The sequence below is a fragment of the Stenotrophomonas sp. 78350_Sma genome (assembly GCF_056482105.1).
Map to the genome: position 1 here is coordinate 2742724 of NZ_CM151182.1, position 26244 is coordinate 2768967.

General features: G+C 67.8%; 23 protein-coding genes. 14 read left to right on the forward strand and 9 right to left on the reverse strand.

Annotated elements, in window-relative coordinates; all coding sequences use genetic code 11:
* The first annotated feature begins 5 nt into the window (after nt 1-5).
* From cpaB to ACZK4H_RS12790, 10 genes are all read left to right on the forward strand, one after another.
* Nucleotides 6-1043, forward strand: a complete 1038-nt coding sequence (cpaB, locus tag ACZK4H_RS12745) for a Flp pilus assembly protein CpaB (protein WP_099553280.1) — start codon at nt 6-8, stop codon at nt 1041-1043.
* A gap of 18 nt (nt 1044-1061) precedes the next feature.
* Nucleotides 1062-2417, forward strand: coding sequence for a type II and III secretion system protein family protein (locus tag ACZK4H_RS12750; protein WP_099553278.1), 1356 nt, complete (start codon nt 1062-1064; stop codon nt 2415-2417).
* Between the two features lie 28 nt (nt 2418-2445).
* Entirely contained in the window at nt 2446-3702 is a 1257-nt protein-coding gene (locus tag ACZK4H_RS12755) for a CpaE/TadZ family protein (protein WP_099553276.1), read from the forward strand.
* Nucleotides 3687-5036 carry a TadA family conjugal transfer-associated ATPase gene (locus ACZK4H_RS12760; protein WP_099553274.1) on the forward strand — a complete coding sequence of 450 codons (1350 nt, stop codon included), beginning with the start codon at nt 3687-3689 and terminating at the stop codon, nt 5034-5036. The genes ACZK4H_RS12755 and ACZK4H_RS12760 overlap by 16 nt, the downstream gene beginning before the upstream one ends.
* 2 nt (nt 5037-5038) lie before the next feature.
* Nucleotides 5039-5995, forward strand: coding sequence for a type II secretion system F family protein (locus ACZK4H_RS12765; RefSeq protein ID WP_099553272.1), 957 nt, complete (start codon nt 5039-5041; stop codon nt 5993-5995).
* Nucleotides 5996-6023: 28 nt separating this feature from the next.
* Nucleotides 6024-6959 carry a type II secretion system F family protein gene (locus tag ACZK4H_RS12770; RefSeq protein WP_099553270.1) on the forward strand — a complete coding sequence of 312 codons (936 nt, stop codon included), beginning with the start codon at nt 6024-6026 and terminating at the stop codon, nt 6957-6959.
* Nucleotides 6959-7849, forward strand: a complete 891-nt coding sequence (locus ACZK4H_RS12775; protein WP_099553268.1) for a tetratricopeptide repeat protein — start codon at nt 6959-6961, stop codon at nt 7847-7849. Before ACZK4H_RS12770 ends, ACZK4H_RS12775 begins: the two co-directional genes overlap by 1 nt.
* Nucleotides 7846-8304, forward strand: a complete 459-nt coding sequence (locus ACZK4H_RS12780) for a DUF3613 domain-containing protein (protein ID WP_099553266.1) — start codon at nt 7846-7848, stop codon at nt 8302-8304. Before ACZK4H_RS12775 ends, ACZK4H_RS12780 begins: the two co-directional genes overlap by 4 nt.
* Before the next feature lie 8 nt (nt 8305-8312).
* Nucleotides 8313-10466, forward strand: a complete 2154-nt coding sequence (locus tag ACZK4H_RS12785) for a TadG family pilus assembly protein (protein WP_099553264.1) — start codon at nt 8313-8315, stop codon at nt 10464-10466.
* 99 nt (nt 10467-10565) lie between these two features.
* Nucleotides 10566-11279, forward strand: coding sequence for a DUF2968 domain-containing protein (locus tag ACZK4H_RS12790; RefSeq protein WP_012480553.1), 714 nt, complete (start codon nt 10566-10568; stop codon nt 11277-11279).
* Between the two features lie 78 nt (nt 11280-11357).
* On the opposite strand, the gene ACZK4H_RS12795 is transcribed toward ACZK4H_RS12790, so the two are convergent.
* Complete coding sequence (locus ACZK4H_RS12795; protein WP_099553262.1) at nt 11358-11753, reverse strand: DUF4124 domain-containing protein; 396 nt, start codon at nt 11751-11753, stop codon at nt 11358-11360.
* A gap of 186 nt (nt 11754-11939) precedes the next feature.
* Between ACZK4H_RS12795 and ACZK4H_RS12800 the strand changes: the two genes are divergently transcribed.
* On the forward strand, nt 11940-12764 hold the full coding sequence (locus ACZK4H_RS12800) for an alpha/beta fold hydrolase (RefSeq protein ID WP_099553260.1): 825 nt from the start codon (nt 11940-11942) through the stop codon (nt 12762-12764).
* A gap of 122 nt (nt 12765-12886) precedes the next feature.
* On the opposite strand, the gene ACZK4H_RS12805 is transcribed toward ACZK4H_RS12800, so the two are convergent.
* The 7 genes from ACZK4H_RS12805 to ACZK4H_RS12835 all read right to left on the reverse strand — a co-directional run bounded on the left by ACZK4H_RS12805 (nt 12887) and on the right by ACZK4H_RS12835 (nt 19666).
* Complete coding sequence (locus tag ACZK4H_RS12805; RefSeq protein ID WP_099553258.1) at nt 12887-14536, reverse strand: MFS transporter; 1650 nt, start codon at nt 14534-14536, stop codon at nt 12887-12889.
* Nucleotides 14530-15813 (reverse strand): alginate export family protein, encoded by a 1284-nt coding sequence (locus tag ACZK4H_RS12810; protein WP_099553256.1) that lies wholly within the window; start codon nt 15811-15813, stop codon nt 14530-14532. The genes ACZK4H_RS12805 and ACZK4H_RS12810 overlap by 7 nt, the downstream gene beginning before the upstream one ends.
* Nucleotides 15792-17639: an amidohydrolase gene (locus tag ACZK4H_RS12815; protein ID WP_185959238.1), complete on the reverse strand. Its 1848-nt coding sequence runs from the start codon at nt 17637-17639 to the stop codon at nt 15792-15794. The genes ACZK4H_RS12810 and ACZK4H_RS12815 overlap by 22 nt, the downstream gene beginning before the upstream one ends.
* Nucleotides 17640-17758: 119 nt before the next feature.
* The gene (locus tag ACZK4H_RS12820; protein ID WP_099553251.1) at nt 17759-18184 is read right to left on the reverse strand and encodes a DoxX family protein; all 426 of its coding nucleotides are present in this window, start codon (nt 18182-18184) and stop codon (nt 17759-17761) included.
* Nucleotides 18185-18186: 2 nt separating this feature from the next.
* A complete protein-coding gene (locus ACZK4H_RS12825; protein ID WP_024956239.1) occupies nt 18187-18843 on the reverse strand; it encodes a hydrolase in 657 nt (218 codons plus the stop codon).
* A complete protein-coding gene (locus ACZK4H_RS12830) occupies nt 18840-19283 on the reverse strand; it encodes a helix-turn-helix transcriptional regulator (RefSeq protein WP_099553249.1) in 444 nt (147 codons plus the stop codon). Before ACZK4H_RS12830 ends, ACZK4H_RS12825 begins: the two co-directional genes overlap by 4 nt.
* 50 nt (nt 19284-19333) lie before the next feature.
* The gene (locus ACZK4H_RS12835) at nt 19334-19666 is read right to left on the reverse strand and encodes a hypothetical protein (protein WP_099553247.1); all 333 of its coding nucleotides are present in this window, start codon (nt 19664-19666) and stop codon (nt 19334-19336) included.
* 96 nt (nt 19667-19762) lie between these two features.
* On the opposite strand from ACZK4H_RS12835, the gene ACZK4H_RS12840 reads away from it, so the two are divergent.
* Both ACZK4H_RS12840 and ACZK4H_RS12845 read left to right on the forward strand, forming a co-directional pair.
* Complete coding sequence (locus ACZK4H_RS12840) at nt 19763-22792, forward strand: sensor histidine kinase (RefSeq protein WP_099553245.1); 3030 nt, start codon at nt 19763-19765, stop codon at nt 22790-22792.
* Nucleotides 22785-23438, forward strand: a complete 654-nt coding sequence (locus ACZK4H_RS12845; RefSeq protein ID WP_099553243.1) for a response regulator — start codon at nt 22785-22787, stop codon at nt 23436-23438. The genes ACZK4H_RS12840 and ACZK4H_RS12845 overlap by 8 nt, the downstream gene beginning before the upstream one ends.
* Nucleotides 23439-23953: 515 nt before the next feature.
* Here ACZK4H_RS12845 and ACZK4H_RS12850 read toward each other — a convergent pair.
* Nucleotides 23954-25147, reverse strand: coding sequence for an MFS transporter (locus tag ACZK4H_RS12850; RefSeq protein ID WP_099553240.1), 1194 nt, complete (start codon nt 25145-25147; stop codon nt 23954-23956).
* Nucleotides 25148-25239: 92 nt separating this feature from the next.
* Between ACZK4H_RS12850 and ACZK4H_RS12855 the strand changes: the two genes are divergently transcribed.
* Nucleotides 25240-26169 (forward strand): LysR family transcriptional regulator, encoded by a 930-nt coding sequence (locus ACZK4H_RS12855; protein ID WP_043035217.1) that lies wholly within the window; start codon nt 25240-25242, stop codon nt 26167-26169.
* Nucleotides 26170-26244: the final 75 nt, after the last annotated feature.

Genomic DNA, 26244 nt, shown 5'->3' on the forward strand with positions numbered 1-26244 from the left:
GTTCCATGCTCAAGTTGACCCGCATCGCTGCCGTCGCCCTGATCGGGCTGGCCGTGCTGCTGGCAGTGATCGCCCTGATGATCGGGCGCAAACCGGCCGCGCCGGCGGCGGCTGCCCCCGTCGCGCACAGCGAAGCCCAGGCGATCACCGTGGTCGAAGCCGTGGCCCGGCTGCCTGCCGGTGAACCGATCACCGCCAACGGCCTGCGCCTGGCGCAGCGGACCAACGCGGTAGCCGGTGCTGCCACCACCCTCTCTGCCGTGGTCGGCAAGGTACCGGTGCAGGACATCGCCGAGGGCACCGCCATCAGCAGCAGCGCCCTGGCACAGGGATTCTCCCTGCAGCTGCGCCCGGGCGAACGCGCACTGGCCGTTCCGGTGGATGAACTTGTCGGTGCTGGAAACCGCATCCTGCCGGGTGATTTCGTCGATGTCTTCCTCAACCTGCGCAATGCCCAGCCCAACGCCAGCGGCCCGGCGGAGGCCGCGCAGACCCGCCTGCTGCTGTCAAGGCTGCGCGTGCTCAGCTACGGTCAACAGGACATCGCTCCGGTCACCAGCGATGCAGTCGCCGGCAACGAGGGCGATACCCGCAACGACCCCCGCGCCGCCGACATCACCGGTAATGGCAGCAGCCATGGCGCTGGCAACGAGGCCACCCAGCCGGCACGCAGCGCGGTGCTGGCAGTGCCGGTGGCCGATGCCAACCGGCTGCTGCTGGGGGCGCAACAGGGAAAGCTGTTCCTGGCCCTGCGCAACCCGGCTGATACGGGGCAACCTGACCTTGCATTGTTTCCACAGGCGCGTGGCGTGATCGATCCTGTGCGTGGCCTCGATGCCGAACAGCAGCTCGCACTGCAGCGGCCGGAGAACCACGCCTTCGCCGGCATCGATGGTGATGCCCTCGCCGGCCGCGGCAACACCGCTGCCCGCAGCAACCCGGAGGCCCCGGCGCGTGCGCCGGCGGCTCGGCGCAGTGCACCGCGTGCGTCGGGCATCGAGATCATCCGTGGCGACAGCTCCGCCCCCCGTGGTTCCCTTTGACCTGCATCGAGCGCATCCATGACCGAACGCCGCCGCCCACGCCCTTCTCCCCGCCAGCGCTGGCTGGCCCTGCTGCTGGTGCTGCTGGCTCCGGCGACAAGCGTGGCCGCCGACGATCTCGTGCTGCAGGCGCGTGAGCAGCGCCCATGGACCCTCCCGGCCGATCTGGAACGGGTCGCCATCGCCGACCCGGGCGTCGCCGACATCGTGATGCTGCGTGGGCAGCGCCAGGCACTGCTGGTCGGAAAGGCGCCGGGTACGACGACGCTCCTGCTGTGGCACCGCAAGCAGGCCGAGCCGCAACGCCTGCAGGTGCGCGTACAGAGTGCCGTGCAGGGCGCGGCAGACGCAGGCTCGAATGGGCTGGTGTTTACCCAGCAGGACAACCAGGGCCTGCTGCAGGGAAGCACCGACAGCGTGCTCTCGCACATGCAGGAGCAGAAGACCGCCGCCATGGCGCTGGGCAAGGACGGGCTGCTTGCCGATGCGTCGACGGTCAGCAGCGGCGGCGTGGTCCAGGTCGAGGTCAAGGTGGTCGAATTCAACAAGACCGCGTTGAAGCAGATCGGCATCAGCTTCCAGAACCGCAATGGCAACTTCGCCTACGGCTTCGCCCGCCCGGGCGGACAGCTGCCGGGCAATACCGGCATCCTGCCGGGCATGAAGGAAGGCAACTCCGGCAATGAGGCCGAGTCGCCCATCTCTTCGGCGTTCCGGCTGGTGTTCGGCTCGACCAAGGGCCTGTGGAACGCCGATGTCGACCTGCTGCAGAGCAACGGCATGGCGCGCGTGCTGGCCGAACCTACCCTCGTCGCATTGTCCGGCCAGAGCGCCAGCTTCCTGGCCGGCGGCGAGCTGCCTATCCTGGAACCGCAGGGACTGGGCACCACCACCATCACCTACAAGCCGTTCGGCATCGGCCTGACCGTGACCCCGACGGTGCTGGCCCCCAACCGCATCGCCCTGAAGGTCGCCCCCGAAGCCAGTGATCTGGACTACAGCAACGCCATTGCCCTCAATGGCGTGCAGATTCCGTCGATCACCACGCGCCGTGCCGACACCACGGTCGAACTGGGCGACGGCGAGAGCTTCGTGATCGGTGGCCTGGTCAGCTCCAATGTCGTCTCCAACGTCGGCAAGATTCCCCTGCTGGGCGACCTGCCGATCATCGGTTCGTTCTTCCGCAACTTCGACTACAAGCGACAGGACAAGGAGCTGGTGATCATCGTCACGCCGCGGCTGGTGCAGCCGCTGGCGCGCAATACCGAGCTGCCGTTGCCTGGCGAACGCGAAGCCAAGCCGAACCTTCCCGAGTGGGGGGCCTGGCTGCTTGGCCCGATCAGCCAGGATCCGGTACCTGGCTTCTCACGCTGATTCTCATGATGCCTGCGATACCACGCCCATGCCCTACGCCACCGCCCAGCCGCTGCATCCGCAAGGACCGCCGATGAATCTGGTCCTGTACGGGATGGATCGCGAACTGCTGCCCCGGCTGGCGGCGAAACTGCCGCCGACCACCACCCTGCACTGGCAGGACAGCAGCATGCCGACCTCCGCACAGGATCTGCAGCGTGGGCCACAGAGCCTGGTGCTGCTCGACTTCCGCCCGGAACACGCCGCGGCCTCCAGCCTGCTGGCGCAACAGCTGCAGCAGACCCAGCCTGACCTGCCTCTGGTCGCGGTCGGCGCCACCAGCGCCGCCCAGGTCGAAGGCGTGGTGATCGCGCTGCGCGCCGGCCTGCGCGATGTGCTGGACCTGGACAGCGACAACATCGGCATCGAGGCTGCATTGCGCCGTGCCCTTTCGCCGCGCCCAGCCGCCACCGCCCAGCATGCGCACAAGGCGCGCCTGATCGTGCTGCTGGGCGTGCGTGCCGGGGTCGGCACCAGCACCCTTGCCGCGCATCTTTCGGTACTGGCCCAGCAGACCCGCGCACTGGCGCAGGGCGAGGCCCTGCAGCAGGACGGCCTGTTGATGGAACTGGCGCAGCCGTCCGGCGACCTGGCGCTGTACCTCAACCTGGACAGCCGCTTCCACTACGAAGATGCACTGCGCAACGCCAGCCGCATCGATGCCACCCTCGCACGCACCGCGATGGCTCGGCATGACACCGGCCTGGTGCTGCTCGACCGCGCCAGCGGCAGTGATGCCGTGCCGCCGTCGGACCCGGGCGCACTGCTGCAGCGCCTGCGCAGCGTGTTCGCCAGCGTACTGTGCGATGCCGGTGGCTGCCCGCTGCGGCAGCTGCCGCCCCTGCTGCTGGACCAGGCCGACGAGATCTGGCTGGTCACGGACGCGTCGATCGCCACGCTGGTATCGCTCGACCAGGCCTTGAAACACCTGGCCGGCCAGCGCGAACGCGAGAAGCGCCTGCAGCTGGTGATCAACCGCCACGACGACAGCAGCGGCATGAGCCCCGACCAGATCGCACGCCGATTCGAAGTGCCACTGCTGGCCACGCTACCCGAGCGCCCGCGCGTGCGCCTAGCGGCCAGCCAGGGGCACCTGCTGCTGCAGGACGCACCGCGCGACCCCTACCTGCGTGCCCTCGCCCCGCTCGTGTCGCGCCTGGATCCGGCTGCCTGCCCGGTCCAGGCACACGGCCTGCGGGAAAGACTCTCCCTTGCCCTGGGTGGATCGCAATGGAAGACAAGGTAACCCCGTTCCCGCATGCCGCCACCCGCCCGGTGCTGCCCGACAGCACCCCGGGACACCTGCCGTTCGCGCAGACCGAGCAGTACCAGAAGGTGCTGTCGGCCGCGCATGAGCACCTGCTCAACAGCATCGAGGACGAGCGCATCGACATCGATTCCTGGGCGCCTGACACCATCGCCCGCTGGGTGCAGGTGCAGACGGTCGGCTTCATCCAGGAATGGCGCATCCCGATCAACGAGGAGGAGATGCAGGTGGTCGCCGAAGGCCTGGTCAAGGAGCTGACCGGCTTCGGCCCGCTCGACGACCTGCTGCACGACCCGACGATCGAAGACATCCTGATCAACGGATTCAAGGATGTGCACGTCTCGCAGGGAGGGCAGCTCAAGCGCGCCACCCAGCGATTCACCGACGACACCCACCTTCTGCGCATCCTGCGCCGCATCCTCGCCCCGCTGGGTCGCCGCCTGGACGACTCCAACCCGATGGTCGACGCGCGCCTGCCCAACGGCGGCCGACTCAACGCGATCATCTCGCCGCTGGCGGTGGATGGGCCGATGGTCTCCATCCGCAAGTTCCGCAAGGACCCGTTCACCCCCGACGAGCTGCTGGCCAAGGGCACCTTCGATGCGCCGATGCAGGCGCTGCTGAAGGCGATGGTGCTGGGCCGCTGCAACATCCTGGTGTCCGGCGGCACCAGCTCGGGCAAGACCTCGCTGCTGAACGCCCTGGCCAGCTACGTGCCGCCGAACGAACGCGTGATCACCGTCGAGGACACCGCCGAGCTGTCACTCAACCATCCGCACGTGGTCCGCCTGGAAAGCCGCATCGGCGGCGCTGAAGGCCATGGTGCGGTGAGCATACGCGACCTGGTCCGCAACAGCCTGCGCATGCGCCCCGACCGTATCGTGGTCGGCGAGGTGCGTGGTGCCGAAGTACTGGAGATGCTGCAGGCCATGAACACCGGCCATGACGGATCGATGGCGACCATCCACGCCAACTCGCCCCGTGACTGCCTGTACCGCATCGAGATGCTGGCCGGTTTCGCCGGGTTCCAGGGCAGCGAGGACAGCCTGCGCCGGCAGATCGCCAGCGCCATCGACTTCATCGTGCAGATCTCGCGGCTGGGCAGCGGCCGGCGCGTACTGGTCTCGATCACGGAAATCACCGGTGTCAGCGACAACCTGATCACGACCCAGGAAATGTTCCGTCACGAACTGCAGATCGACGGCAACGGCAAGGAAACCGATCGCTGGATCGGCCTGGGCTTCCATCCGCATTCGCACAAGCTGGAACCGTTCCGCCAGCAGTTGCGCGAATCGTTGTACGGAGACTTCTGAGCATGGGCACGGGCCTGCTGCTGGGTGTACTGAGCATCATCTCGGTGCTGCTGGCGCTTGCGGTGTGGCTGTGGGGCACCGCCAGCAACCGCGAACAGCGCCAGGCCTCGCTGCAGCACGCCGAGCAGCAGCTGGCGCGCGGGGGTGCCAGTGGCGGCGCCCCGGCCGGGGCATCCGTGGCCGCCGCCAACGACCCGGCGCGGCCGGCAAGTGCCGGGCGCCGGGTGTTGCCACTGGACGGCCTGCTGCAACGTGCCGGCCTGCAGACGGGTTGGAAGCTGCCCATCATGATGCTGGTGCCGGGCCTGGTGCTTTCGGTCGTGGCCATGCTCAGGCTCGGCACGGCGTGGATGTTCCCCTTGACCCTGCTGCTGTACCTGCTGGCCTGCTGGCTGTGGGTCATGCGCCGCACCACGAAACTGCGTGCACAGCTGCTGCATCAGCTGCCGGACTTCCTCGACAACCTGGTGCGGCTGACCGCGCTGGGCAACAGCCTGCAGGCGGCCTTCCAGGTGGCGTCGATGCAGACCAGCGCGCCGCTGCGCGGACTGCTGGACACCACCGTGCGCTACGCACGCAGCGGCATGGACCTGGACCGTGCCCTGAGCCTGGCAGCACAGCCCTACCGGATGGATGTGCTCAAGGTGCTGTCCGTGGTGATCGGGGTCAGCGTGCGCATCGGCGGACGTTCCGATCAGATCCTGCAGCGCATGGGCGATTTCATGCGCGACCTGGAGCAGGCCCAGCAGGAGCTGGCCGCGACCACGTCGGAAACGCGCATGTCGGCCTGGGTGCTCGGCCTGCTGCCACCGGCCAGCGCGGTGCTGATGGCGATTTCCAGCCCTGAGTTCTTCCAGCCGGTGCTGCACGATCCACTGGGTCACAAGATCCTGCTGATCGCGCTCGGGTTGGAACTGCTTGGCGCGTTCCTGCTCTATCGCCTGGCCAAGTCGCTATGACCACCCGGATCCGCCACGGAGGTGCCCGATGAGTGCCAGCACCTGGTTTGCCCTGTCGCTGCTGGTGCTTGCTGCTGGCGTTGCCCTGCTGGGTATTGCCGGGTGGGTCCGCAGCCACCGCGAACAGCGCACCTCGGCCACCTTGAAGACCGCACTGCAACCCCGGGATGAGGCACGCGACACGGAGGCAGCGCGCCGTGATTCGCTCGGTTGGCTGGAACGCTTCGGGCGCGCACTCAGTGGCGGCCGTCTGGAATCTGCATTGCTGGCCAATGAAGACCGGCTGCTGCTGGACCTGGCGGGCTGGAACACACGCCGTGGCACCGCCATCTATCTTGGCCTGCGCCTGCTGCTGGGCGTGCTGGTGCTGGTGCTGGCCCTGGCATTCAGCAGCGCCCAGGGGCTGGCCAAGATGATGGTCGTGATCGGTGCGCTCGCAGCTGGCCTGCTGCTGCCGAAGTTCATCCTCTCTTCGTGGGTGAAGCGGCGCCGACGCGCCGTCGACAACGAGCTGCCCCTGCTGATCGACCTGCTGCGCCTGCTGCAGGGCGTGGGGTTCAGCATGGACCAGAGCCTGCAGACGCTGGGCGACAAGCTGCGCGATGCGTTGCCGGTGCTCGGCGGCGAACTGCAGGAGGCCAACGTCGCGTACACCCATGGTCGCACGCGGGCGCAGTCCCTGCGCCGCCTGAGCGAGGTCTACGCCGATGATGACCTCACCAGCCTGATGCAGTTGATCCTGCAGGTGCACGCACATGGCGGCGCGGTGCAGGAGCCGCTGCGGCAGTTCAGCATCCGGCTGCGGGAACAGCGCCGCAACACCCTGAAGGAAAAAGTCGGCAAGCTCTCGGTGAAGATGACCGTGGTGATGATGCTGACCCTGCTGCCAGCGCTGATGCTGGTTCTTGCCGGACCGGCGCTGGTCGCGCTGGCCACCACCATGTCCAAGATGGGATCGCCCTGATGCCTGCCCTGCGCACCTCCTGCCTGCTTCTTGCCCTCGCCGCCGTTGCCAGCGGCTGCGCGTCGACGACGCCGAAGTACCTGCGCGCCCCCAGCCTGGCTGCACCCGAACCGGCACCGCAGGACAGCCGCAATGCCTACCTGGAACTGATCGGGCGCATGCAGCAGCAGGGTGCCTGGTATGCATCGCTGGCCCACGTCGATGCCTTCCGCCAGCGCTACGGCGATCCGCCGGCGCTGCGCCTGCTGCAGGCCGATGCCCTGCGCGAGACCGGGCAGGCCGACGCTGCCATCACCCTGTACCGCGAGCTCTCCACTGGCCCGCAGGCCGCTGCAGCCGCCCACGGCCTGGGCCTGATCGCGGCGCGCCGTGACGACGATGGCGGCAGCGAGGAGGCACTGGCCCGGGCCACGCAGCTGCAGCCCTTGAACACCGACTACCTGGGCGATCTCGGCTATGCACGCCTGCGCGCAGGCCAGTTCGAACAGGCCCGTGAACCGTTGGCCAAGGCACTGGAGCTGTCTCCAGGCAACCCCAAGGCCACGGCCAACCTTGCCCTGTGGGCCGTGCTGCGCGGCGACGCCGCCACCGCAGAGCGCCTCGCCGAGCAGGCCAACCTCAACGAGGACACCCGCCGCAGCATCCAGCAGCAGGCCGCGCAGATCCGTGCTCGCCTGCAGCAGCGCCAGGCCGCCGCGGCACAGGTTGCCCCTGCGTCCCCGTCCACCCGCGCAAGCGCCGATGCCACCTCCCGCGCGCCGCAAGGCGCCACGCGCCTGGCCGCCGAACCACGTCGCGACATCCGTGATGCGCGCGATCCACAGCGCCTGCCGCCCTCGATGCTGGAACGCTTCAGCACCTCCGATCAGCCGAACGGGAACACTCCATGAGCGCGATGCCCCTGACCCGACGCCTGTTGCCTGCACTTGTCTGCCTGCTGATGGCCAGCGGCGCGCGGGCGCAGCAGCAACCCCTGACCGGGCAGATGCTCGGCGGCAGCGCACCGGTCGCAGCGGCCACGCAGCCACTGCAGTCCGAGGCATTGGCCACGGTGGACCTTGCAGCCCCTGCTCCATCGGGATCACCGGCCACCGCCCCGCCGATCATTGCCACCGACCACCTCGCACCAGCGCCCCGCCCTGCACGCACGCAGATCGGCGATACCGCGCGCGACCTGTTCCGCCTGCAGGCATCGGGGCAGCAGGCCGGGCAACGCCTGCCGATCCTCGGCGACCAGGCCACGTTGAGCTACGCCCGCTACTTGAAGAGCTTCGAACACGAGATCCCGGACTTTTTCGAAACCGATGTCGCCAAGTCCAAGGGAACATCCTCATCCGGACGCTGAGGTAGGCCATGAAACGCCCACGCCAGTTCAGTTTCAGCCGCCCACGCGGCGGCATGTCGGTCACCATGATGCTGGTCATGCTGGCGCTGCTCGCCATGCTGGGCCTGATCGAGATCGGCTACCTGTTCTGGGCCAAGCGTGACGCACAGAAGGTCGCAGACCTTGCTGCACTGGCCGGTGCACAACGGCTGGAACTGTGCACGTCTGACAACAGCGACAACAGCGCGGCGCGGCAGAGCGCGGTCACCCAGAACAGGTTTGCAGGCTCCCTGCAGATCCGCTGCGGCAACTGGAGCGCCGCACGCAGCACGTCGAACCGCTTCGTCACCACCGTCGATGCCAGCAACCCACGCAATGCCGTGCAGGTGGTCGCACAGCGCAGCGTGCTGCCGTTCTTTGGCCAGAACACCAGCCTGCCCACCGTCAGCGTGGAGGCGGTGGCCCGACGCTCCGAACCGACTGCGGTGTTCGCGGTCGGTTCGCAGCTGCTGCGCACCAATGGCGACTCGGTACTGCTGTCGACCCTGCGCCTGGTCGGCCTGGATGTCACCAATGCCACCGTGCTTTCCTATGACGGCCTCGCCCAGGCCAACGTCACGCCGTCGGGCCTGCTCAAGGCGTTGAACATCCCGGTCAGCGCCAACCTCAGCGTGGCCGACTTCAACCGGTTGCTGTCGGTCAACAAGATCTCGCTGGCGCAGCTGGTCGATGCCACCGCCACCGTGGTCGGCCGCGATACCACCGTTGGCGTACAGCTGCGCGCGCTGTCCGACCTGGTCGCCACCCAGCTGGACATCAACAAGCTCAATATCGTGCTGGGCAGCCAGTCCGGCGGCGGTGGCCTGTTCGCCGAAGTCGTCTCGCCGGATGGCACCGTCGGCAGCGCGCTGGAAACGAAGGTCAACGTCCTCAACCTGATCAGCACCGCCATCTCCATCGCCAACGACGGCAACGGCGTGGCGGTCAAGGGATTGGACCTGCTGGGCATCAACATCCAGGCCGGCGTGGTCGAGCCGCCCTCGATCGCCATCGGTGGTGTCGGTACCCGCGCGTACAACGCGCAGGTGCGGCTGATGGTGGACGTGGACAGCAACAACCTGTTCGCGGTGGGCCCGCTGCTGAACCTGCTCGGCACGCGACTGCACCTGCCACTGCATGTCGATGTCGCCAATGCGATGGGCACGCTGACCGGCATCCAATGCGGCGCCAGCCCACAGAAGGCCACCATTCGGGTCGACTCGTCGGTGCTGCGCGCCTGTGTCGGCAATGTCGACCCGGCGCAACGCTTTTCCAGGAGTAATGTCTGCGACGACTCCCTGAAGAACGAGCAGCTGCTGAAACTGCTCGGGCAACCCTTGATCAATGACAGGATCACCCTGCCTGCCCTGACCAGCTCGCAGAACCTGACCCTTGCCGCCGGCGAGACCGCTTCGACCCGGATCAATCCACTTGCAGTGGGCAACGCGGTGTCGGACCTGGTCAATGAACTGCTGCGCGTGTTGTCGGGCATGCTCAGCTCACCCAAGCAGGGCATGAGCGCCAACGACACCGCCAAGGCACTGGCCGACCGCTACCTGCAGGCCACCTTCCCGCCGAACACCCGCTATGAGGTGGACAAGTTGATTCCACTGCTGCGCGATGGCGACGCAAGCCGGCAACTGGCCCCGCTCAACAGCTGGACCGTGCCCGGAGGCCTGCCCTACGCCTGCGGCCTGCTGAACCTGGCCACCTGCCACAAGGACGGTCCGGTCTGGGATGCGTTCAAGGTGACCGTCACCGGCCAGGGACTGGGCGTGCTCGATGGGCTGCTGGGATCGCTGGTGGGTGGCCTGCTGATCAACCGCTGCGACAGCCTGCTGGGCAACCTGATCGACTACAACGGGTGTGTACGCAACAACCTGGCCTCGTACATCCAGACCGCACCGGCCGGCTTCCTCGATGGTACCGGTGGAACCGGCGTCACCAATCCGGATGGCAGCGTGAGCTGCAGCGGCCTGCTGTGCACGCTGCTCAAGCCGATCCTGGCCGCCCTGCGGCCGGTGCTCAACAGCGTCGGCACCCTGCTGACCAACCTGCTGGCGAGCGTGCTGGGCCTGGAACTCGGCCGCACCGACGTCAACGTGCAGTCGATCCAGTGCAGCGCGGCGCAGCTGGTCTACTGACCCGTGACGGGCGCCCTTGGCGGCGCCCGCGCCCATGCTAGACTCCCGGCGGGGAACCACCTTCATCTCAACCCACACTCATCCGTGGATGGTCTAGACATGCGAGAAACTTCAGGGGGCGCGGTCTTCGCCCGGCACGCGCGCGGCGCGGCACTGCTGGCCGTGGCCATGATGCTGGTGGCACCGGCGGCGATGGCTGCCCGTGGCGACCGTGAGGCAGCCGCAGAGCCGGCCGCACGCAGCGCGCCGGTGGTGCGCAACACCGTTGACGAACTCAAGCAGCTGATGGATTCGCGCCAGCTGACCGAGCTGCGCACGACCTACAACGGCAACTACGGCGCCAGCCTGCTGTTCAACGCCAACACCCTGACCTACTACGTCGCCCTGTTCCAGGAGAAGAACTTCTGGCGGGTGATCAAGACCGATGCCGTCGACAACGCCGAGCGGGTCTACCGTACCTTTGCCCAGCAGTCCGAGCAGCTGGCCCAGGTGTACATCGATACCACCCGCCTGGAAGCCGGCAAGCGCTACACCGAGCGCCTGGTGGCCTACAACGAGGAACGCCTGCGCACCCTGCAGCAGGAAATGGAACAGCAGCAGGCGCAGTCGGCCCAGGTCAGCGCGGCCCTGCAGCAGGCGCAGCAGCAGGCGGTCAGCCTCAGCACCGACGTGCAGAGCACCAACAGCCAGCTGGACGCCCTGCAGCGCCGCATCCAGATCCTGCAGGCCGAACAGGGCAACCCGGAACTGAGCCTGCCCAAGCCGGAAAGCGTGCCTTCGCCGGCACCGGCTGCCGCCAGCGACGGTCGCTGAGGCCCGGCCATCCGCATCCACGCACAACGGCGCCAAAGGGCGCCGTTGTCGTTTTCGGCCTTTCGTGAGCCACCACGCTCAGCGGCAGGCGTCGTACACCGCGTCGTCCAGCTGACGGCGTTGCACGAAGTCCAGGCGCTTGCTCCTGGCCAGCACCTCCCCGCGTTGCTGTCGTGCGCGCTCACAGGCCCCGGGGTCCGTACTGATCGGTATCAGCGCGGCCTGCGCCCGCCCCGAGCGCACGATGCGTGGTGGCGCCAGCACCGCGCCACCCGCCCTGGCCGGCTTTGGCACTGCTCCGCGCGACAGCGACTGCTCCTCCGGCACCTCCCAGCGCCATTCCGCGCGCCCCTGGCAGGGTGTCTGCTGATAGACCGGATGCGGACCGTCCACGCATTTGTAGACGTTGGTCTGCGCGTGAACCGCTGTGGCCAGCAGCAGGCACAGCAATGGGCTGCATCGCACTCTCGACATCGCACGCTCCTGGACAGGCCGGCCATCATCGTCAGCGCGGACGCCGCCGGGTTCCAGAGCGATACACGTCACACCCCGGTCAATCCAGCACAGCCGTGCAAGCCACCCACCGGGCCGTGCGCTGTACTGCCGGCGGTACCGGCATGTCCGCCGGCGCCGCCCCTCCCTTCCGCCAAGGAAACCGCAATGAGCAACTTCGTCACCGTCGCCGACGGCGCCCGCATCTTCTACAAGGATTGGGGTACCGGCCAGCCGATCGTGTTCGCCCACGGCTGGCCGCTGTCGTCCGATGCCTGGGACCCGCAGATGCTGTTCATGGGCCAGAACGGCTTCCGCGTGATCGCTCACGACCGTCGCAGCCACGGCCGTTCGAGCCAGACCTGGGATGGCAACAACATGGACACCTACGCCGATGACCTGGCCGCGGTGATCGAGGCGCTGGACCTGAAGGACGCGATCCTCGTCGGCCATTCCACCGGTGGTGGCGAAGTGGCGCACTACATCGGCCGCCATGGCAGCCAGCGCGTGGCCAAGGTGGTACTGGTCGGTGCCGTGCCGCCGTTGATGCTGAAGACCGCCAGCAACCCGGCAGGCACCCCGATGGAGGTGTTCGACGGCATCCGCAAGGGTACCGGTGGCGACCGCTCCCAGTTCTTCAAGGATCTGGCCACGCCGTTCTTCGGCGCCAACCGCGATGGCAACAGCGTCACCCAGGGCATGCGTGATGCGTTCTGGCTGCAGGGCATGCTCGGCGGCGTCAAGGGCCAGTACGACTGCATCCATGAGTTCTCGGAAGTCGACTACACCGAAGACCTCAGGAAGATCGACGTGCCAGCACTGGTGGTGCATGGCGATGACGACCAGATCGTGCCGTTCGATGCTTCGGCCAGGCTGTCCTCGCAGATCATCAGGGACGCCGAGCTGAAGGTGTACGCCGGTGCCCCGCACGGCCTGACCGTCACCCACGCCGACCAGTTCAACGCCGACCTGCTGGCCTTTGCACGCAATTGATGTCCCGCGGCGGCGCCCCACAGCGCCGCCGCTCCCCCGGTAGTGCCGGCCGCTGGCCGGCAACCCGATGAATCCATCGCGATCTGCGCAGACGGCCAGCGGCCGGCTTTACCAGGTGCCGCTCAGATATCGCTGTGGTGGTGTGGGACCTCAGTCCTGGGTAACGGATCGTGGCCGCCCACGAAGTGACGCACCACCGGCGCACGCTCGCCGCGATGCAGCCCACGCAGCACTTCCTGGATGGCCTTGTCATCGGCGGTGATGCGTTCGTGCTGGCGCAGATGCTCCAGCCATGACGGGGTCACGAAATACTCCAGGTGGATGCCCGGGGTGGCCACGTCCTCGACCACGCCCCAGACCACGGCACCATCGCGCCGGCGGATCGTTCCCAACGCGCGCATCTGTGCCTGGAACGCAGCACGATCAGCATCGTCGATGCGGTACTCGATGGTGACCAGCACCGGACCGCGATCGTTCGACACCGGCACCGACAGCTCCGGCGCCGGCCAGTGCCCGGCCGGTTGCAGGTTCAGATCCTCGGTACCAGCAATGCGAACGCGCCACACCAGCAGCCCCCCGATCACCGCGCCTGCGGCAGCCACCAGCAACGCCAGCTCCGGCGAGGTGCGCTGTGCCAGCGCGCCCCAGCTCAGGCCACCGGCCGCCATGCCGGCCGAGAACACCATGATGTACAGCGCCAGCGCACGCGCACGCACCCATGCGGGAACTGCCGTCTGCGCGGCAATCTGCAGCGACGACAGCACGGTGATCCAGGCAAAACCGTTGATCAGCATCACCAATGGCAGCACGTACCAGCTGCGGGTCAGCGCCAGCCCGACCAGGCTGAGCGCCAGCGACAGCGTGGCCAGCAGCACCAGCAGGTCGCGATCCAACTGCGCACGCAGCTTCGGCAGCAGCAAGGCCCCGCCCACTGCACCGATACCGATGCAGCCCAGCAGCATGCCGTACTGCCCCGCCCCACCCTGCATCTGGCCGCGTACCACCACCGGCAGCAGTGCGTTCATCGCCGCAGCAAAGAAGAAGAAGCCCACCGACTTGATCAGTACCGCCTGCAGCCGCCCAGCGCGGCTGGCGTAGCGCAGGCCCGCCTTCAAGCCTGCACCGAAACCTTCCGGTGGCAGGCTGGACTGCTTCGGATCACGCTTCCAGCCCCACACCACGAACAGCATCGCGGCAAAGGTGATGGCATTGAAGCCGAATGCCCACATCGCGCCCAGCTGCGCCACGATCACGCCACCAATGGCCGGGCCGATCGAACGCGCGATATTGATACCGATCGAGTTCAGGGCTACCGCCGAGGCCAGCATCGGCTGCGGCACCAGCTCGGACACGATCGCCGCCTGCGCTGGCATCGCCATTGCCGCACCGCAGCCCATGCAGAAGGTCAACAGCACCAGCAACTGCGGGGTCAGCATGTCCATCGCCGTCAGCGCGGCCATCACTGCGGCCACCAGCAGCATCCACCCCTGGGTCGCCAACAGGTACTTCCGGCGATCGACAATGTCGGCCAGCGTTCCGGCCGCCAGTGCCAACAGCACGATCGGTACCGTTGTGGCCGACTGCACCAGCGCCACCATCAGCGGCGAACCGGTGCGTTCGGCCATCACCCAGGCGGCGGCCACGTCGTTGACCCAGGTGCCGATGTTGCTGGCCAGGATTGCCAGCCAGATCGAACGGAACATCTGGATCTTCAGCGGGGACCAGGCACCTGCGGCCTGTGCGGAGGGTTGCGACGCGTTTGCGTTCACCATTGCCATGCTCCAACGATCGAGGCGAACAGCGTGTCCTGGCCGCCGGCCTGCTTCAGTGCAGGACCGGCATCGACCCAGGCCAGCTGCAGCTGCCATTGCCAGTGTTCGCTGGCCTGCCAGCGGGTTTCGGATTTGTATTGATTACCGATGCGGCGCGCGCCACCGGCACTGCCTGGCAACGCCACCAGCGGCGCCGGCGTGGTGTAGACCGCATCGGCGCGACGATGCTTCCAGGCCATCTGTACGCCCAGCTCCGTCGTCACCGCGTCGTGCAGGCGCAGGGTCAGGGTCGGCTGGACGTCCATCAGATTGGCCGGGGCCAGCAGGCTGGCCTCGCTGAAGTAGGCCGATTTCGGGAACAGTGCATTGAAGGTTCCCAGGCGGCTGTCCCGCGGATTGCCATCGCCGCTGGCGACGTCGGCCTTCAGCCCCAGACGCGGTTGCAGCGGCACATCGTTCCAACGCCAACCGGTATCGGTAGCCAGCGTCCAGGCGCGAATGTCGAGGTTGCCGGTCGCGGTGCGCAGTTCACCGCCCTGCGCCACCAGCTCGCTGTTCCAGTCCAGTGCACCGGCCTGGCCGAACCAGCGCGCACCCAAGGTCTGCCGCCGCTCGATGCCGGAACCCGCCGCGAAGCGTGCGCCTTCACGGCGATAGTCCAGCAGATACAGGTCCCACTGTCCCGTGCCCTGCCCGCGTGCCGTGGTGGCATAGGTACCCCACAGGTGGGCACCGTGTTCCCCGCGATCATCAAAGGCACCCGGTCGGTTCTCCACCGGTCGCAGTGCCAGCAGATCAAGCGTGCCGAGGCGGCCCTTCCAGCCCAGGCGCGCACCATCGAAGGCCAGGCGGATGTTCGGCCCATCGCGCACCGACAACAGTCGTGAACTTCCGTAGCCGGCTTCCTGCCGACCGAGTTGCAGGTGGAAGCCGCCGCGCTGCCAGCGCCAGTACGCCTGCTGCACGTCCAACGCGCTGCGGTCGGTGCGGCCGGGTCCGCCGGCCTTGCCATTCTCGGCATGCACGCCCAGCTGCAGCTTTGCCTGCCAGCGGTCCTCCACATAGGTGGCCGAGGCCAGCGCACGCAGCAGGCCATAGCCATCTTCGCTGCCACCAATACCGAACCGGGTCGGGTCGTAGTACAGGCCACGCACGCGCAGTGAGGCATCCCACTGCAATTGGCCGTCACCGGCGTCAGTGCAGTGGCCACCCTCGCAGGCCAGCGCCAGCGAGGGCACGGCCAGCAGCGCCAGGCTCAGAACGCGAAGCACGAGCATCCCATCGCGCCCCAGAACGCGGTCAGGTCATCGGTGGGCGCCGCGTGCTGCGCGGCATGCCCGTGCGCGCCGTGGGTGCTGCAGGCCACGCCGTGATGGTGGCGATGGGTGGCGGCCAACCCGGTGGCGGCACCGCCGACGTGGTAGCCACCGAACCGGTTGACCGGCGACCAGTCCGGCATCGCTGGCGGCAGCTGCGGCGCCAGCCCTGCATAGTCGGCATCTGCATGCACGATGCGTCCGCCGACCACGGTCAGCACGCTGGTGATGTCGGCGATCTGCGCGTCATCCACGCGGAAGAAGTCGGCCGAGAGCAGGATGAAGTCGGCCAGCTGACCGGCTTTCAGCGTGCCCTTCACCGCTTCGTCGCCGGAGAACCAGGCGCTGCCCTGGGTCCACAGGCGCAGGGCCTGCTCGCGTTCAAGCAGGTTTTCCTCGCCATACAGGGCCAGTCCACCCACGGTGCGCCCGGTCACCAGCCAGGACAACGCTACCCACGGGTTGTAGCTGGCCACGCGGGTGGCGTCGGTACCGGCACCGACCGGCACGCCTTCGGCCAGCATGCGCTTGACTGGAGGCGTGTGCCGCGCGGCCTGCACGCCATAGCGCTCGACGAAGGCTTCGCCCTGGTAGGCCATGCGGTGCTGCACGGCAATGCCGCCACCCAGCGCACGGATGCGTTCGATGTTGCGCGGGGTGATGGTCTCGGCGTGGTCGATGAACCAGTGCAGGCCATCGAACGGCACCTCGCGGTTGACCTGTTCGTAGACATCGAGGATGCGGGTGATGCTCTCGTCGTAGGTGGCGTGGATGCGGAACGGCCAGCGCTTCTCGACCAGCAGCTTCACCACGTCATGCAGTTCGGGCTCCAGCTCCGGCGACAGTTCCGGGCGGGGCTCGTTGAACAGTTCGAAGTCGGCCGCCGAGAACACCAGCATCTCGCCGGCACCGTTGTGGCGCAGCAGATCGTCGCCCTGGCGCGGCTGCAGGATCTCGCTCCAGCCACGGAAGTCATCGACCTCCTTGCCCTTGTTCTGGGTAAACAGGTTGTAGGCGATGCGCACCGTCAGCTGGTCATCGCGATGCAACTGCTCGATGACCTGGTAGTCCTCGGGATAATTCTGGAAGCCACCGCCGGCGTCGATCACCGAGGTGATGCCCAGCCGGTTCAGTTCGCGCATGAAGTGGCGCGTCGAGTTCGCCTGGTACTCGATCGGCAGGCGCGGGCCCTTGGCCAGCGTCGCGTAGAGGATCAGCGCGTTCGGCTTGGCCAGCAGCAGACCGGTCGGATTGCCCAGCGAATCGCGCACGATCTGCCCGCCCGGCGGATCCGGCGTGTCCTTGGTATAGCCGCAGGCGCGCAGCGCGGCACGGTTGAGCAGCGCGCGGTCGTACAGGTGCAGCAGGAACACCGGCGTTTCCGGCGCGATGTCGTTGAGCTCCTGCAGCGTCGGCAGTCGCTTCTCATTGAACTGTGCGGCGGTGAAGCCACCGACCACGCGTACCCACTGCGGTGCGGGCGTGCGGTCGACCTGGGCCTTCAGCATGTCCAGCGCGTCACCCAGCGAGCGCAGGCCGTCCCAGCGCAGCTCCAGGTTGTAGTTCAGGCCACCACGGATCAGATGGGTATGGCTGTCGTTGAGGCCGGGCAGCAGGCGCCGGCCCTGGGCGTCGATCAGGGTCGCTTCATTGCCCCAGCCACGCATGATCTCCTCGTCGCTGCCGACGGCAACGATGCGTCCTTCCTGCACGGCCAACGCCTGCGCATGCGGCTGCTGCGGGTCGAGGGTGGTGATGCGGGCATTGCGGATGACCAGCGTGCTCATGCGACGCTCCTTGGAAGTGGAATCGAGTGCGCCAGCGGCGCGACCGGCCAGGCCGAGCGCAACAGCGGCGCCGCTGGCCAGCACGATGTTGCGGCGGCCGTGATCGAGTGGATCGTGACTCATGCGAGGTCTCCCGGAAGACGGTGGACGTCCAGTGCCCAGGTGCCGGGCCCGGCCAGCGCGATGGCCAGCAGTACCGTGGTCCACATCAAGGGGTACTCACTGCCGCCACGCATCCAGAACCAGCCCTTGGGCAGGGCCAACAGGACGGTGAAGCCGATGAAAGCGGCCGCTGCAAGCGCGGCGATGCGGGTCTGCCATCCCAGCAGCACGGCCAGCCCGGACAGCACCTGCAGCAGGGCCAGCAGCGGCGGCAACGGTGCCACCGCTGGCAGCCCGAAGCCGCGCAGCTCGGTAGCGAAGCCGGACAGTCCCGGTCCACCGAACCAGCCGAACATCTTGCCCAGCGCGTGTGGCAGCAGGAAGCCTCCTGCGGCCACACGCAGCATCAGCAGGGCCAGGTCGAGGCCATGGCCGGCCAGCATGCTCAGTGCCCGCCTTCCTGCGCGCCGAACATGCTCTTGGCGTACTGGATGCCGATGCCGTAGCCGCCAGCATGGTCGCGGGCAATGCCGGTGGTCAGATCGTAGGTTTCACCGCGTGCCCAGTCGCGCTGCAGCTCAAGCAGGTACTGCACGCTGGTCATCGGCACCGCGCCGGCCTGCACCATGCGGGTGATCGCACGCTCGTGCGCCTCTTCGCTGACATCGCCACAGGCATCGGTGATCACGTAGACCTCGAAACCCTGCGCCAGCGCCGACAGCGCCGGCCCGACGATGCAGACGCTGGTCCACAGGCCAGCAACAACCAGACGGCGCTTGCCGATGCGGTTGATCTCATCGATCACCGGCTGGTCTTCCCAGGTGTTCATCGAGGTGCGGTCGAACACCGTCTGGCCCGGAAAGATCTGCGGCAGTTCGGGGAACATCGGGCCGGAGAACGACGTTTCGGCGACGGTGGTCAGCACCACCGGCACGTTGAAGCCCTTGGCGCCCTTGCTGATCAGCGACACGTTGTTGCGCAGCGCGGAGATGTCGATGGTGTGGGTGGCAAACGCCATCTGCGACTGGAAGTCGATCAGCACCAGGGCATGGTCGGTCGGCGACAGCAGCGCCGGGGCGGGAGTAGCGGTGGCAAGGCTCATGGGTGGACTCCGTTGGAAACACGATCAAGGGGAAGCAACAGGGCGGCATCGCCGGCGACGTACTGGCCGGGGCTGCAGCCGGTCTCCGCGCGGAAGCTGCGGACGAAATGGCTCTGGTCAAAGAAGCCGAGCTGCTGCGCCAGGCAGGACATCGGCAGATGCTGGGCCGACAACAGCTGGCGCGCACGTTCGATACGGCGGCGGCGTACATAACGCAGCGGGCTGGCGCCGGTACCGCTGCGGAACAGGCGCACAAGATGGAAGCGACTGACGCAGGCGGCGGCCGCCAGTTCGGTGACCCGCAGCGGCTGTGACAGGTGTTCATCGACATAGCGCAATGCACGCTGCAATGCTGCGACCTGCTGCGGTGCCAGCGACGCAGCGGGGAATTCCTGTGGAGTAACGGTGGCCATCGAGGACGCCGCGAGGGGGTGGCCCATGGTGCGGCCCCCCTGCGCGACGCCCTACCCCCGTCGGTCGAGGCCCACACCTACCCGAATGGGGGAGGCCGGCGGCCGATCACGCGGCGACCGAACAGCCGTGCGTCCAGCGAATAGGCGCCCGGCCCCAGCACCAGCAGTGCCAGAGGCAGCAGCGCCAGTGGCCAAGGCCCGGGCAGCGTGGACAGAAACGCGGTCGCCATCACCGCCGCCAGTGGTGTCAGCGCACCAAGTGCGAGCATCGCCACGGCCAGCAGGCACAAGGTCGACAACCAGCCCCCTGGCATATCGGGCGCGCAAAGTGCGGCCGCAACGCACAGCCGCAACCACAGCAGGCCGACGCCCGGGCCACGGTCGGGAAACATCACGAACAGGCGCTGCATGGCCGGGCTCCACGGGGTATGCCGGCGTGATACCGGATGGGGCCGCGTGCCGCCTACCCCGTTCGGGTCACCCTGGCCTGCCCCGCACCTGCCAGAATGCGCACCATGCGTGGCCGCCCCTTCCCATTCCTGCGTCGCCTGCCGGCGCTGCTGACGTGCCTGCTGTTGATGACCGCCCTGCCCGCGCTCGCCGTGCAGCGTCCCGCGCTGAGCAGCGGACTGCCCGGCTACGAGCACACCGCATGGCGGGTCGGCCAAGGGGCGCCTGGCGATATCTGGGACATCGCGCAGGACCGTGATGGACTGCTGTGGCTGGCGACCGGTTCTGGCCTGTACCGCTTCGACGGCCGCCGTTTTGAACGCCAGGCGCCGCCACCGGGCAGCAGCTTCCCGTCCACCAACATGGTCACCCTGGCAGTCGGGCGCGATGACGCAATGTGGATCGGCTACTTCCAGGCCGGCATCAGCCAACTCGCACGCGGCCAACTGCACAACTACGGCCGGCAACAGGGCGTACCAGTCGGCGTCGTGCCGCACTTCAGCCAGGACCGCGAGGGCCGCCTCTGGGCAGCGATCAACGGCGGACTGCGCTGGTTCGATGGCCGGCGCTGGCAAGCCCCGCCCGCCTCCGCCGGGCTACCGGAACGCCGCGTGCAATGGGTGTTGCATGACAGCCGTGGCACGTTCTGGGTACTGGCCGATCTGAAGATCTGGATGCGCGGGCCGCGCCAGGCGGCCTTCGTCGATACCGGCATCGCCGTCTCGCAGATGGCAACACTGGTGGAGAGCCCGCAGGGTGAGGTGTGGCTGGCCGACCGCCTCCGTGGTGCCTCGCCACTGGCAAACGCACACGGGCTGCTGGCCGAGCCCGAACGTGAGGCACGGCGCCTGCCCGACCTGGTCGCTGCCCGCATGCAGTTCACCACCGACGGCGCGCTGTGGGCGACGATGAGCCCGCATGGAGGCGTCGCCCGGGTCACATTCGAGGGCACCCGTGCCGTGCGCATGGAGCGCTTCGATTCGCCGCACGGACTGACCGCCACCTCGGCGGTGCCGATCATCGTCGATCGCGAAGGCAATCTCTGGGTCGGTACCAATCTCGGCCTCAACCGCTTCCGCGCGCGCAGCGTGCACACCCTTGCGGTCGGCCCCAGTGATCCGTACCGCTCGCTGGTGCGCACCACTGACGGACGGGTGTACGGCTACGGTGAAGACCTCAAGCCTTACGACCTGCGGCGCTCCCTGCTGGAAGGCAGCGCCGCACAGCTGCAGGCCGCGGCGCGGCAGGCTCCTGCACCGATCTGGCAGTTCGATTGGGTCAATCTTGCGCGCACGGTCGCCGGCCACACCTCGTTGATCCCGCTGCCGGCCCCGTTCACCGGGCAACCATTGCATGCGCTGCTGTTCCCTGACGACGCGCAGGCCTGGGTATGCGCCGGCGAACGCGGGGTGCTGCACTACCAGCACGGCCAGTGGCAGCGCGAGGTCCGCCTGCCCGAACAGGCCTGCTCGTCGCTGGCGCTGGATGCCCAAGGCCAGCTGCTGCTTGGCTATGCCGACGGCCGCCTGCGCCGGATGAGTACGAACCGCATCGAGAGCTTCGATGCCAGCCAGGGCCTGTCGGCGGGGCCGATCACCGCAATGCTGCATCACCAGGACCTGCTGCTGGTCGCCGGCGAAGCCGGCCTGGCTGCGCGGCTGGGCAATGGACGTTTCGTTCCGGTGCGCACTGACATGGCCGGCGTCCTGGAAGGCATCACCGGCATGGTCGCCGATCCGAACGGACACCTCTGGTTCAATGGCAGCCGTGGCCTGGTGCGGATGGAAAGCGGGCAGCTGCGCCGCGCCTTGCGCAGCGGACTACCGGTCACGCCACGCCTGTTCGACGCGATCGACGGCATGCCTGGCATTGCCCTGCAGAGTGGACCAATCGCAACCGCGACGCTGGCCGACGACGGCCTGCTATGGCTGGCCACCAACCAGGGCCTGGCCTGGCTGGACACCACGCGTTCGCACGTCAACACGCTGGCACCCAGCGTTCGCATCGGCGACGTGCTGTATGGCAGCGAACAGCAACCACTGCAGGACGGCCTGCGCCTGCCGGCCGGCACCAGCCAGCTGCAGATCGACTACGTGGCCCTTTCACTGGCCCGACCGGAGCGCAACCGCTATCGCTATCGCTTGTCCGGCGTCGATGTCGGCTGGCAGGACGCAGGCAGCAGCAACCGCGCCTATTACACCAATCTGGCGCCGGGTAGCTATCGCTTCGACGTGGAAGCCGCCAATGAAGACGGCATCTGGAGCACGGTCCCGGCCAGCCGCAGCTTCCGCATCGCACCCACCTTCACCCAGACCGTGTGGTTCAAGCTGCTGTGCGTGGCCGCCGTGCTGGCGCTGCTCGTGCTGGCCGTGCGCATCCGCAGTGGCCAGCTCGCTGCGCTGTTCCGTGCTCGCCTGCAGGAGCGCAATGGCGAACGTGAACGCATTGCGCGCGACCTGCACGACACCCTGCTGCAGGGCAGCCAGGGCCTGATCCTGCGCCTGCATGCAATCAGCCAGTCCGCGCAGACGCCAGAAGCAGTACGCGGCCAGCTGGAGTCGGCGATGCAGCTGGCCGAGCGCAATCTGGCCGAGGGCCGCGAGCGCGTCAACGCATTGCGCGACGGCCCATTCTCCGGTCGCGACCTGGCTTCGGCATTGGCCGATGTGCATGCCGAGTACGCCGGGCATGGCACCAATCCCCTGCGCCTTACCGTTGAAGGCGCGACGCCGCCACTGCAGGCCGATGCCGCGGAGGAAGTATTCCTGATTGGTCGCGAGGCCATCCGCAACGCATTGCGCCACGCCGATGCCAGTGCCATTGAAGTGGAACTGTCCTACGGCACGCGCTGCTTCCTGCTGCACGTACGGGATGACGGTGTCGGCATCGCCGATGAAGACGCTGGACACGGCCATTGGGGTCTGCAGGGAATGCGTGAGCGTGCACAGCGGCTCGGGGCCGAGCTGCAGCTGTGGACCCGCCCCGGACTGGGTACCGAAGTAGCGCTGGCGGTCCCCGCCCGACGCCTGTATCACCGCCGCCCATCGCGTTGGCGCTGGCCCTGGAGTAGCGCAAACCATGACTGAGTCACCTGCCCCGATCGGCGTACTGGTGGTCGACGACCACCCGCTGCTGCGTGACGGCCTGGCGGCGCTGCTGGGCGCGCAACCCGATCTGCGCCTGCTCGGCGAAGCCGCCGATGGCGAGGAAGCCATCGCACGCTACCAGCAGCTGCAGCCGGACGTGGTGCTGATGGACCTGCAGATGCCACGCCTGGATGGTGTGGAAGCCATCGTGCGGATCCGCGCGATGGACGCGCGCGCACGCATCATCGTGCTGACCACCTACCGCGGTGACGTACGTGCAGTGCGGGCGCTGCAGGCCGGCGCCAGTGCCTACCTGCTGAAGGACATGCTGCGCCACGAGCTGGTCGATACGATCCGCATGGTCGCCGGCGGCCGCCGCGCACCGATTCCCCCGGCAGTGGCGGCGAGCATCGCCGCACATGTGGTGGAAGACCGGTTGTCGCCGCGCGAGACCGAAGTGCTGCGGCACGTAGCCGGAGGCCTGTCGAACAAGCGCATCGGCGAGCGCATGCAGATTTCCGAGCAGACGGTGAAGGCGCACATGAAGAGCCTGATGGACAAGCTGGGCGTGGGCGATCGCACGCATGCGGTGACCCAGGCGCTGCGGCGCGGCATCATCAGCCTGGACGACAGCGGTCACGATTAAGGGGTTGTTCGGCAGGGCCTGCGGCCCTGCACCCACGGTAGTGCCGGCCGCTGGCCGGCAACCTCAACAGCAAAATCAAAAGCGGGCTCTCCGTGGGATGGCGCGGCGGTGTCGGAGTGCGGGGACGCTGCAAGTACGTCCCTGTAAGCTTGGCAGCCGCATCCATGCGGCTGACACCCCGCACTCCGACACCGCCCCACCTCTGACAGATTCCGATGACGGTTGGTAGGTGTCGACCTTGGTCGACACGGTAGATCCACGCCATGCGTGGATGCTTCTGGATTCCAATTCGAAATATTCGATTCCGATGGAGATTCATCCACGCATGGCGTGGATCTACTGCAGATCGCGGAGATCTGTCGAAGGCGGGGTGGGTCCGGTTGCGGGGGTGACGGCGTCCCCCGCAACCGGACCCACCCCGTCTGCCTACAGGAAACCCGCTATTTGTGCTGTTGCCGGCCAGCGGCCGGCACTACCGCAGGTGCAGGGCTGCAAGCCCTGCCGAACACCATTCCTTACTTAAAACGCAGCAGCAGGCTGCCGCCCGCACACACCACCGCCAGCCAGGCCACGCCGTACCAGCCCCATTGCGCCAGCGCCAGGCTGCCCAGCGCACCGCCAGCGGCCATGCCGATGAACATGCCGGTGAACAGCAACGCGTTGAGCCGGCTGCGTGCCGGCGGCACCAGGCCGTAGACCAGGGTCTGGTGCGCCACCAGCGCCGACTGGAAACCGAAGTCGAACAGCAGCGCACTCACCGCCAGCAGCGGCAGCAGCGCGGCGGCCGGCAGCCAGGACTCGGCCAGCAGAAGGCCGAAGCCCAGCAGCGCCACTGCGATCGCCAGCCGCGCCACTGCATGGCAGCCCAAGCGATCGGCGAAACGACCGGCGAACGGCGCGGCCAAAGCACCGGCCGCACCCGCAATACCGAACGCACCCGCCGCCGCACTACCCAGGCCCAGGCGGGCATGCAGCATCAGCGCCAGCGTCGACCAGAACGCGCTGAAGCCCACTGCCAGCAACGACTGGCTGGCCACCGCACGGCGCAGCTGCGGCTGCTCGCGCCACAACGCCAGCAACGAACCCAACAATGCCGGATAACGCAGCGTGCTGGTCGGTGCGAAACGCGGCAGCGCACGCGCCATCACCGCGCCCATCGCCGCCACCGATACCGCGGCCAGCACGAACTGGGTGCGCCAGCCCCAAGCCTCGGCCACTACGCCGCTGACCACGCGCGACAGCAGGATGCCGAGCAGCAGGCCGGTCATTACCCGGCCGACGATCTGGCCGCGCTGAGCATCCGGCGCCAGCACCGCAGCGGCCGGCACGATGTCCTGTGCCAGCGTGGCCATCAACCCGACCAGCAGGCTGGCCATCAGCAGGCCCGGCAGGTGCCCGGCCATCGCTGCAGCGCCCAATGCCAGTGCCAGCAACGCGGACTTCAACAGGATCAGGTTGCGGCGGTCGAACCGGTCGCCCAACGGCGCCAGCAGCAGGATGCCCACCGCATAGCCGAGCTGGGTCAAGGTCGGTACCAGGCCGGCGGCGCGCTCACCGGCGCCGAGGTCCTGGGCGATCAGGCCCAGCATCGGTTGGCTGTAGTAGAGCGAGGCGACCGAGAAGCCGGCGCCGGCCGCCATTGCCAGCACCAGCGGGGTGGAGGGTGCGGTCGCGGGTGCGGCGGCGACGGACAGCGAAGGGGTAGACATGGGGAGTCCGGTGGAGGAAGTGGACGCATCGTGCCTGTATTCACCAAACGTCTGTAGTAGGCTTCATTACATATCCTTCATACGCACTACGCATGAATGACCTCGCTACCGGTGCCGATCGCCTGGATCTGCTGCGCACCTTCCTGCGCATCGTCGATGCCGGCAGCCTGTCTGCTGCTGCCGTGCAGCTGGGCACCACCCAGCCGACGGTCAGTCGCCGCCTGCAGGCACTGGAGCGACAGCTCGGCCTGCGCCTGCTGCAGCGCTCCACCCACGGCCTGCAGCTGACCGAAGATGGCCTGCGCTGCCAGCGCCATGCGCAACGCGTGGTCGACGAATGGGAGTCGCTGCAGGCCGAACTGCACGGCGAACCGGAAACGCTGCGCGGACGCCTGCGGGTAATGGTGCCGCACGCCTTCGGCCAGGCGCAGCTGCTGCCGACCATGCTCGCGTTCCTCGCCCAGCACCCACAGCTGAGCCTGGAGTGGATCCTTGAAGATCGTCGCCCGGATTTCATCGCCGAAGGCATCGACTGCGCGGTGCGGGTGGGTCCGGTCGACGAACCGCGCATGGTCGCACTGCCGCTCGCCGAAGTGCCGCGCATCGTCGTGGCAGCGCCGTCGCTGGTGCAGGCCACCGCGATCAGCACACCAGAACAAGCGCAGGCACTGCCGTGGATCTCACTGGTCACCTACTACCGCGAACGCCTGCTGCTGCATGACGCACAGGGCCGCGCGCATACGCTGTCGATCAGCCCACGCCTGCTCAGCGACAACCTGTTCGTGGTGCAGCAGGCCGCACGCGCTGGGCTGGGCGCAGCGGTGGTCTCGGCCTGGCTGGTAGCCGACGATCTCGCACAGGGGCGGCTGGTACAGCTGCTGCCGGACTGGCAGGCGCCGGCACTGCCGGTGCACGTGGTATTTCCCGCTGCGCGTCAGCAGCCGCCGCGGCTGCGCGCCTTCATCGATGCAATGAAGGCCGCACTGCCGCAGCTGCACGGAATGCGTCCGGCGCCGCGTTAGGTCATCGGCCGCATCATCCACGCATGGCGTGGATCTACTGAGGGTACGGGTAGTTCCACGCCATGCGTGGATTCC

Coding starts and splice junctions, on each gene's coding strand:
- cpaB (WP_099553280.1), top strand. CDS start 6: ATGCTCAAGTTGACCCGCATCGCTGCCGTCGCCCTGATCGGGCTGGCC.
- ACZK4H_RS12750 (WP_099553278.1), top strand. CDS start 1,062: ATGACCGAACGCCGCCGCCCACGCCCTTCTCCCCGCCAGCGCTGGCTG.
- ACZK4H_RS12755 (WP_099553276.1), top strand. CDS start 2,446: ATGCCCTACGCCACCGCCCAGCCGCTGCATCCGCAAGGACCGCCGATG.
- ACZK4H_RS12760 (WP_099553274.1), top strand. CDS start 3,687: ATGGAAGACAAGGTAACCCCGTTCCCGCATGCCGCCACCCGCCCGGTG.
- ACZK4H_RS12765 (WP_099553272.1), top strand. CDS start 5,039: ATGGGCACGGGCCTGCTGCTGGGTGTACTGAGCATCATCTCGGTGCTG.
- ACZK4H_RS12770 (WP_099553270.1), top strand. CDS start 6,024: ATGAGTGCCAGCACCTGGTTTGCCCTGTCGCTGCTGGTGCTTGCTGCT.
- ACZK4H_RS12775 (WP_099553268.1), top strand. CDS start 6,959: ATGCCTGCCCTGCGCACCTCCTGCCTGCTTCTTGCCCTCGCCGCCGTT.
- ACZK4H_RS12780 (WP_099553266.1), top strand. CDS start 7,846: ATGAGCGCGATGCCCCTGACCCGACGCCTGTTGCCTGCACTTGTCTGC.
- ACZK4H_RS12785 (WP_099553264.1), top strand. CDS start 8,313: ATGAAACGCCCACGCCAGTTCAGTTTCAGCCGCCCACGCGGCGGCATG.
- ACZK4H_RS12790 (WP_012480553.1), top strand. CDS start 10,566: ATGCGAGAAACTTCAGGGGGCGCGGTCTTCGCCCGGCACGCGCGCGGC.
- ACZK4H_RS12795 (WP_099553262.1), bottom strand. CDS start 11,753: ATGTCGAGAGTGCGATGCAGCCCATTGCTGTGCCTGCTGCTGGCCACA.
- ACZK4H_RS12800 (WP_099553260.1), top strand. CDS start 11,940: ATGAGCAACTTCGTCACCGTCGCCGACGGCGCCCGCATCTTCTACAAG.
- ACZK4H_RS12805 (WP_099553258.1), bottom strand. CDS start 14,536: ATGGTGAACGCAAACGCGTCGCAACCCTCCGCACAGGCCGCAGGTGCC.
- ACZK4H_RS12810 (WP_099553256.1), bottom strand. CDS start 15,813: ATGCTCGTGCTTCGCGTTCTGAGCCTGGCGCTGCTGGCCGTGCCCTCG.
- ACZK4H_RS12815 (WP_185959238.1), bottom strand. CDS start 17,639: ATGAGCACGCTGGTCATCCGCAATGCCCGCATCACCACCCTCGACCCG.
- ACZK4H_RS12820 (WP_099553251.1), bottom strand. CDS start 18,184: ATGCTGGCCGGCCATGGCCTCGACCTGGCCCTGCTGATGCTGCGTGTG.
- ACZK4H_RS12825 (WP_024956239.1), bottom strand. CDS start 18,843: ATGAGCCTTGCCACCGCTACTCCCGCCCCGGCGCTGCTGTCGCCGACC.
- ACZK4H_RS12830 (WP_099553249.1), bottom strand. CDS start 19,283: ATGGGCCACCCCCTCGCGGCGTCCTCGATGGCCACCGTTACTCCACAG.
- ACZK4H_RS12835 (WP_099553247.1), bottom strand. CDS start 19,666: ATGCAGCGCCTGTTCGTGATGTTTCCCGACCGTGGCCCGGGCGTCGGC.
- ACZK4H_RS12840 (WP_099553245.1), top strand. CDS start 19,763: ATGCGCACCATGCGTGGCCGCCCCTTCCCATTCCTGCGTCGCCTGCCG.
- ACZK4H_RS12845 (WP_099553243.1), top strand. CDS start 22,785: ATGACTGAGTCACCTGCCCCGATCGGCGTACTGGTGGTCGACGACCAC.
- ACZK4H_RS12850 (WP_099553240.1), bottom strand. CDS start 25,147: ATGTCTACCCCTTCGCTGTCCGTCGCCGCCGCACCCGCGACCGCACCC.
- ACZK4H_RS12855 (WP_043035217.1), top strand. CDS start 25,240: ATGAATGACCTCGCTACCGGTGCCGATCGCCTGGATCTGCTGCGCACC.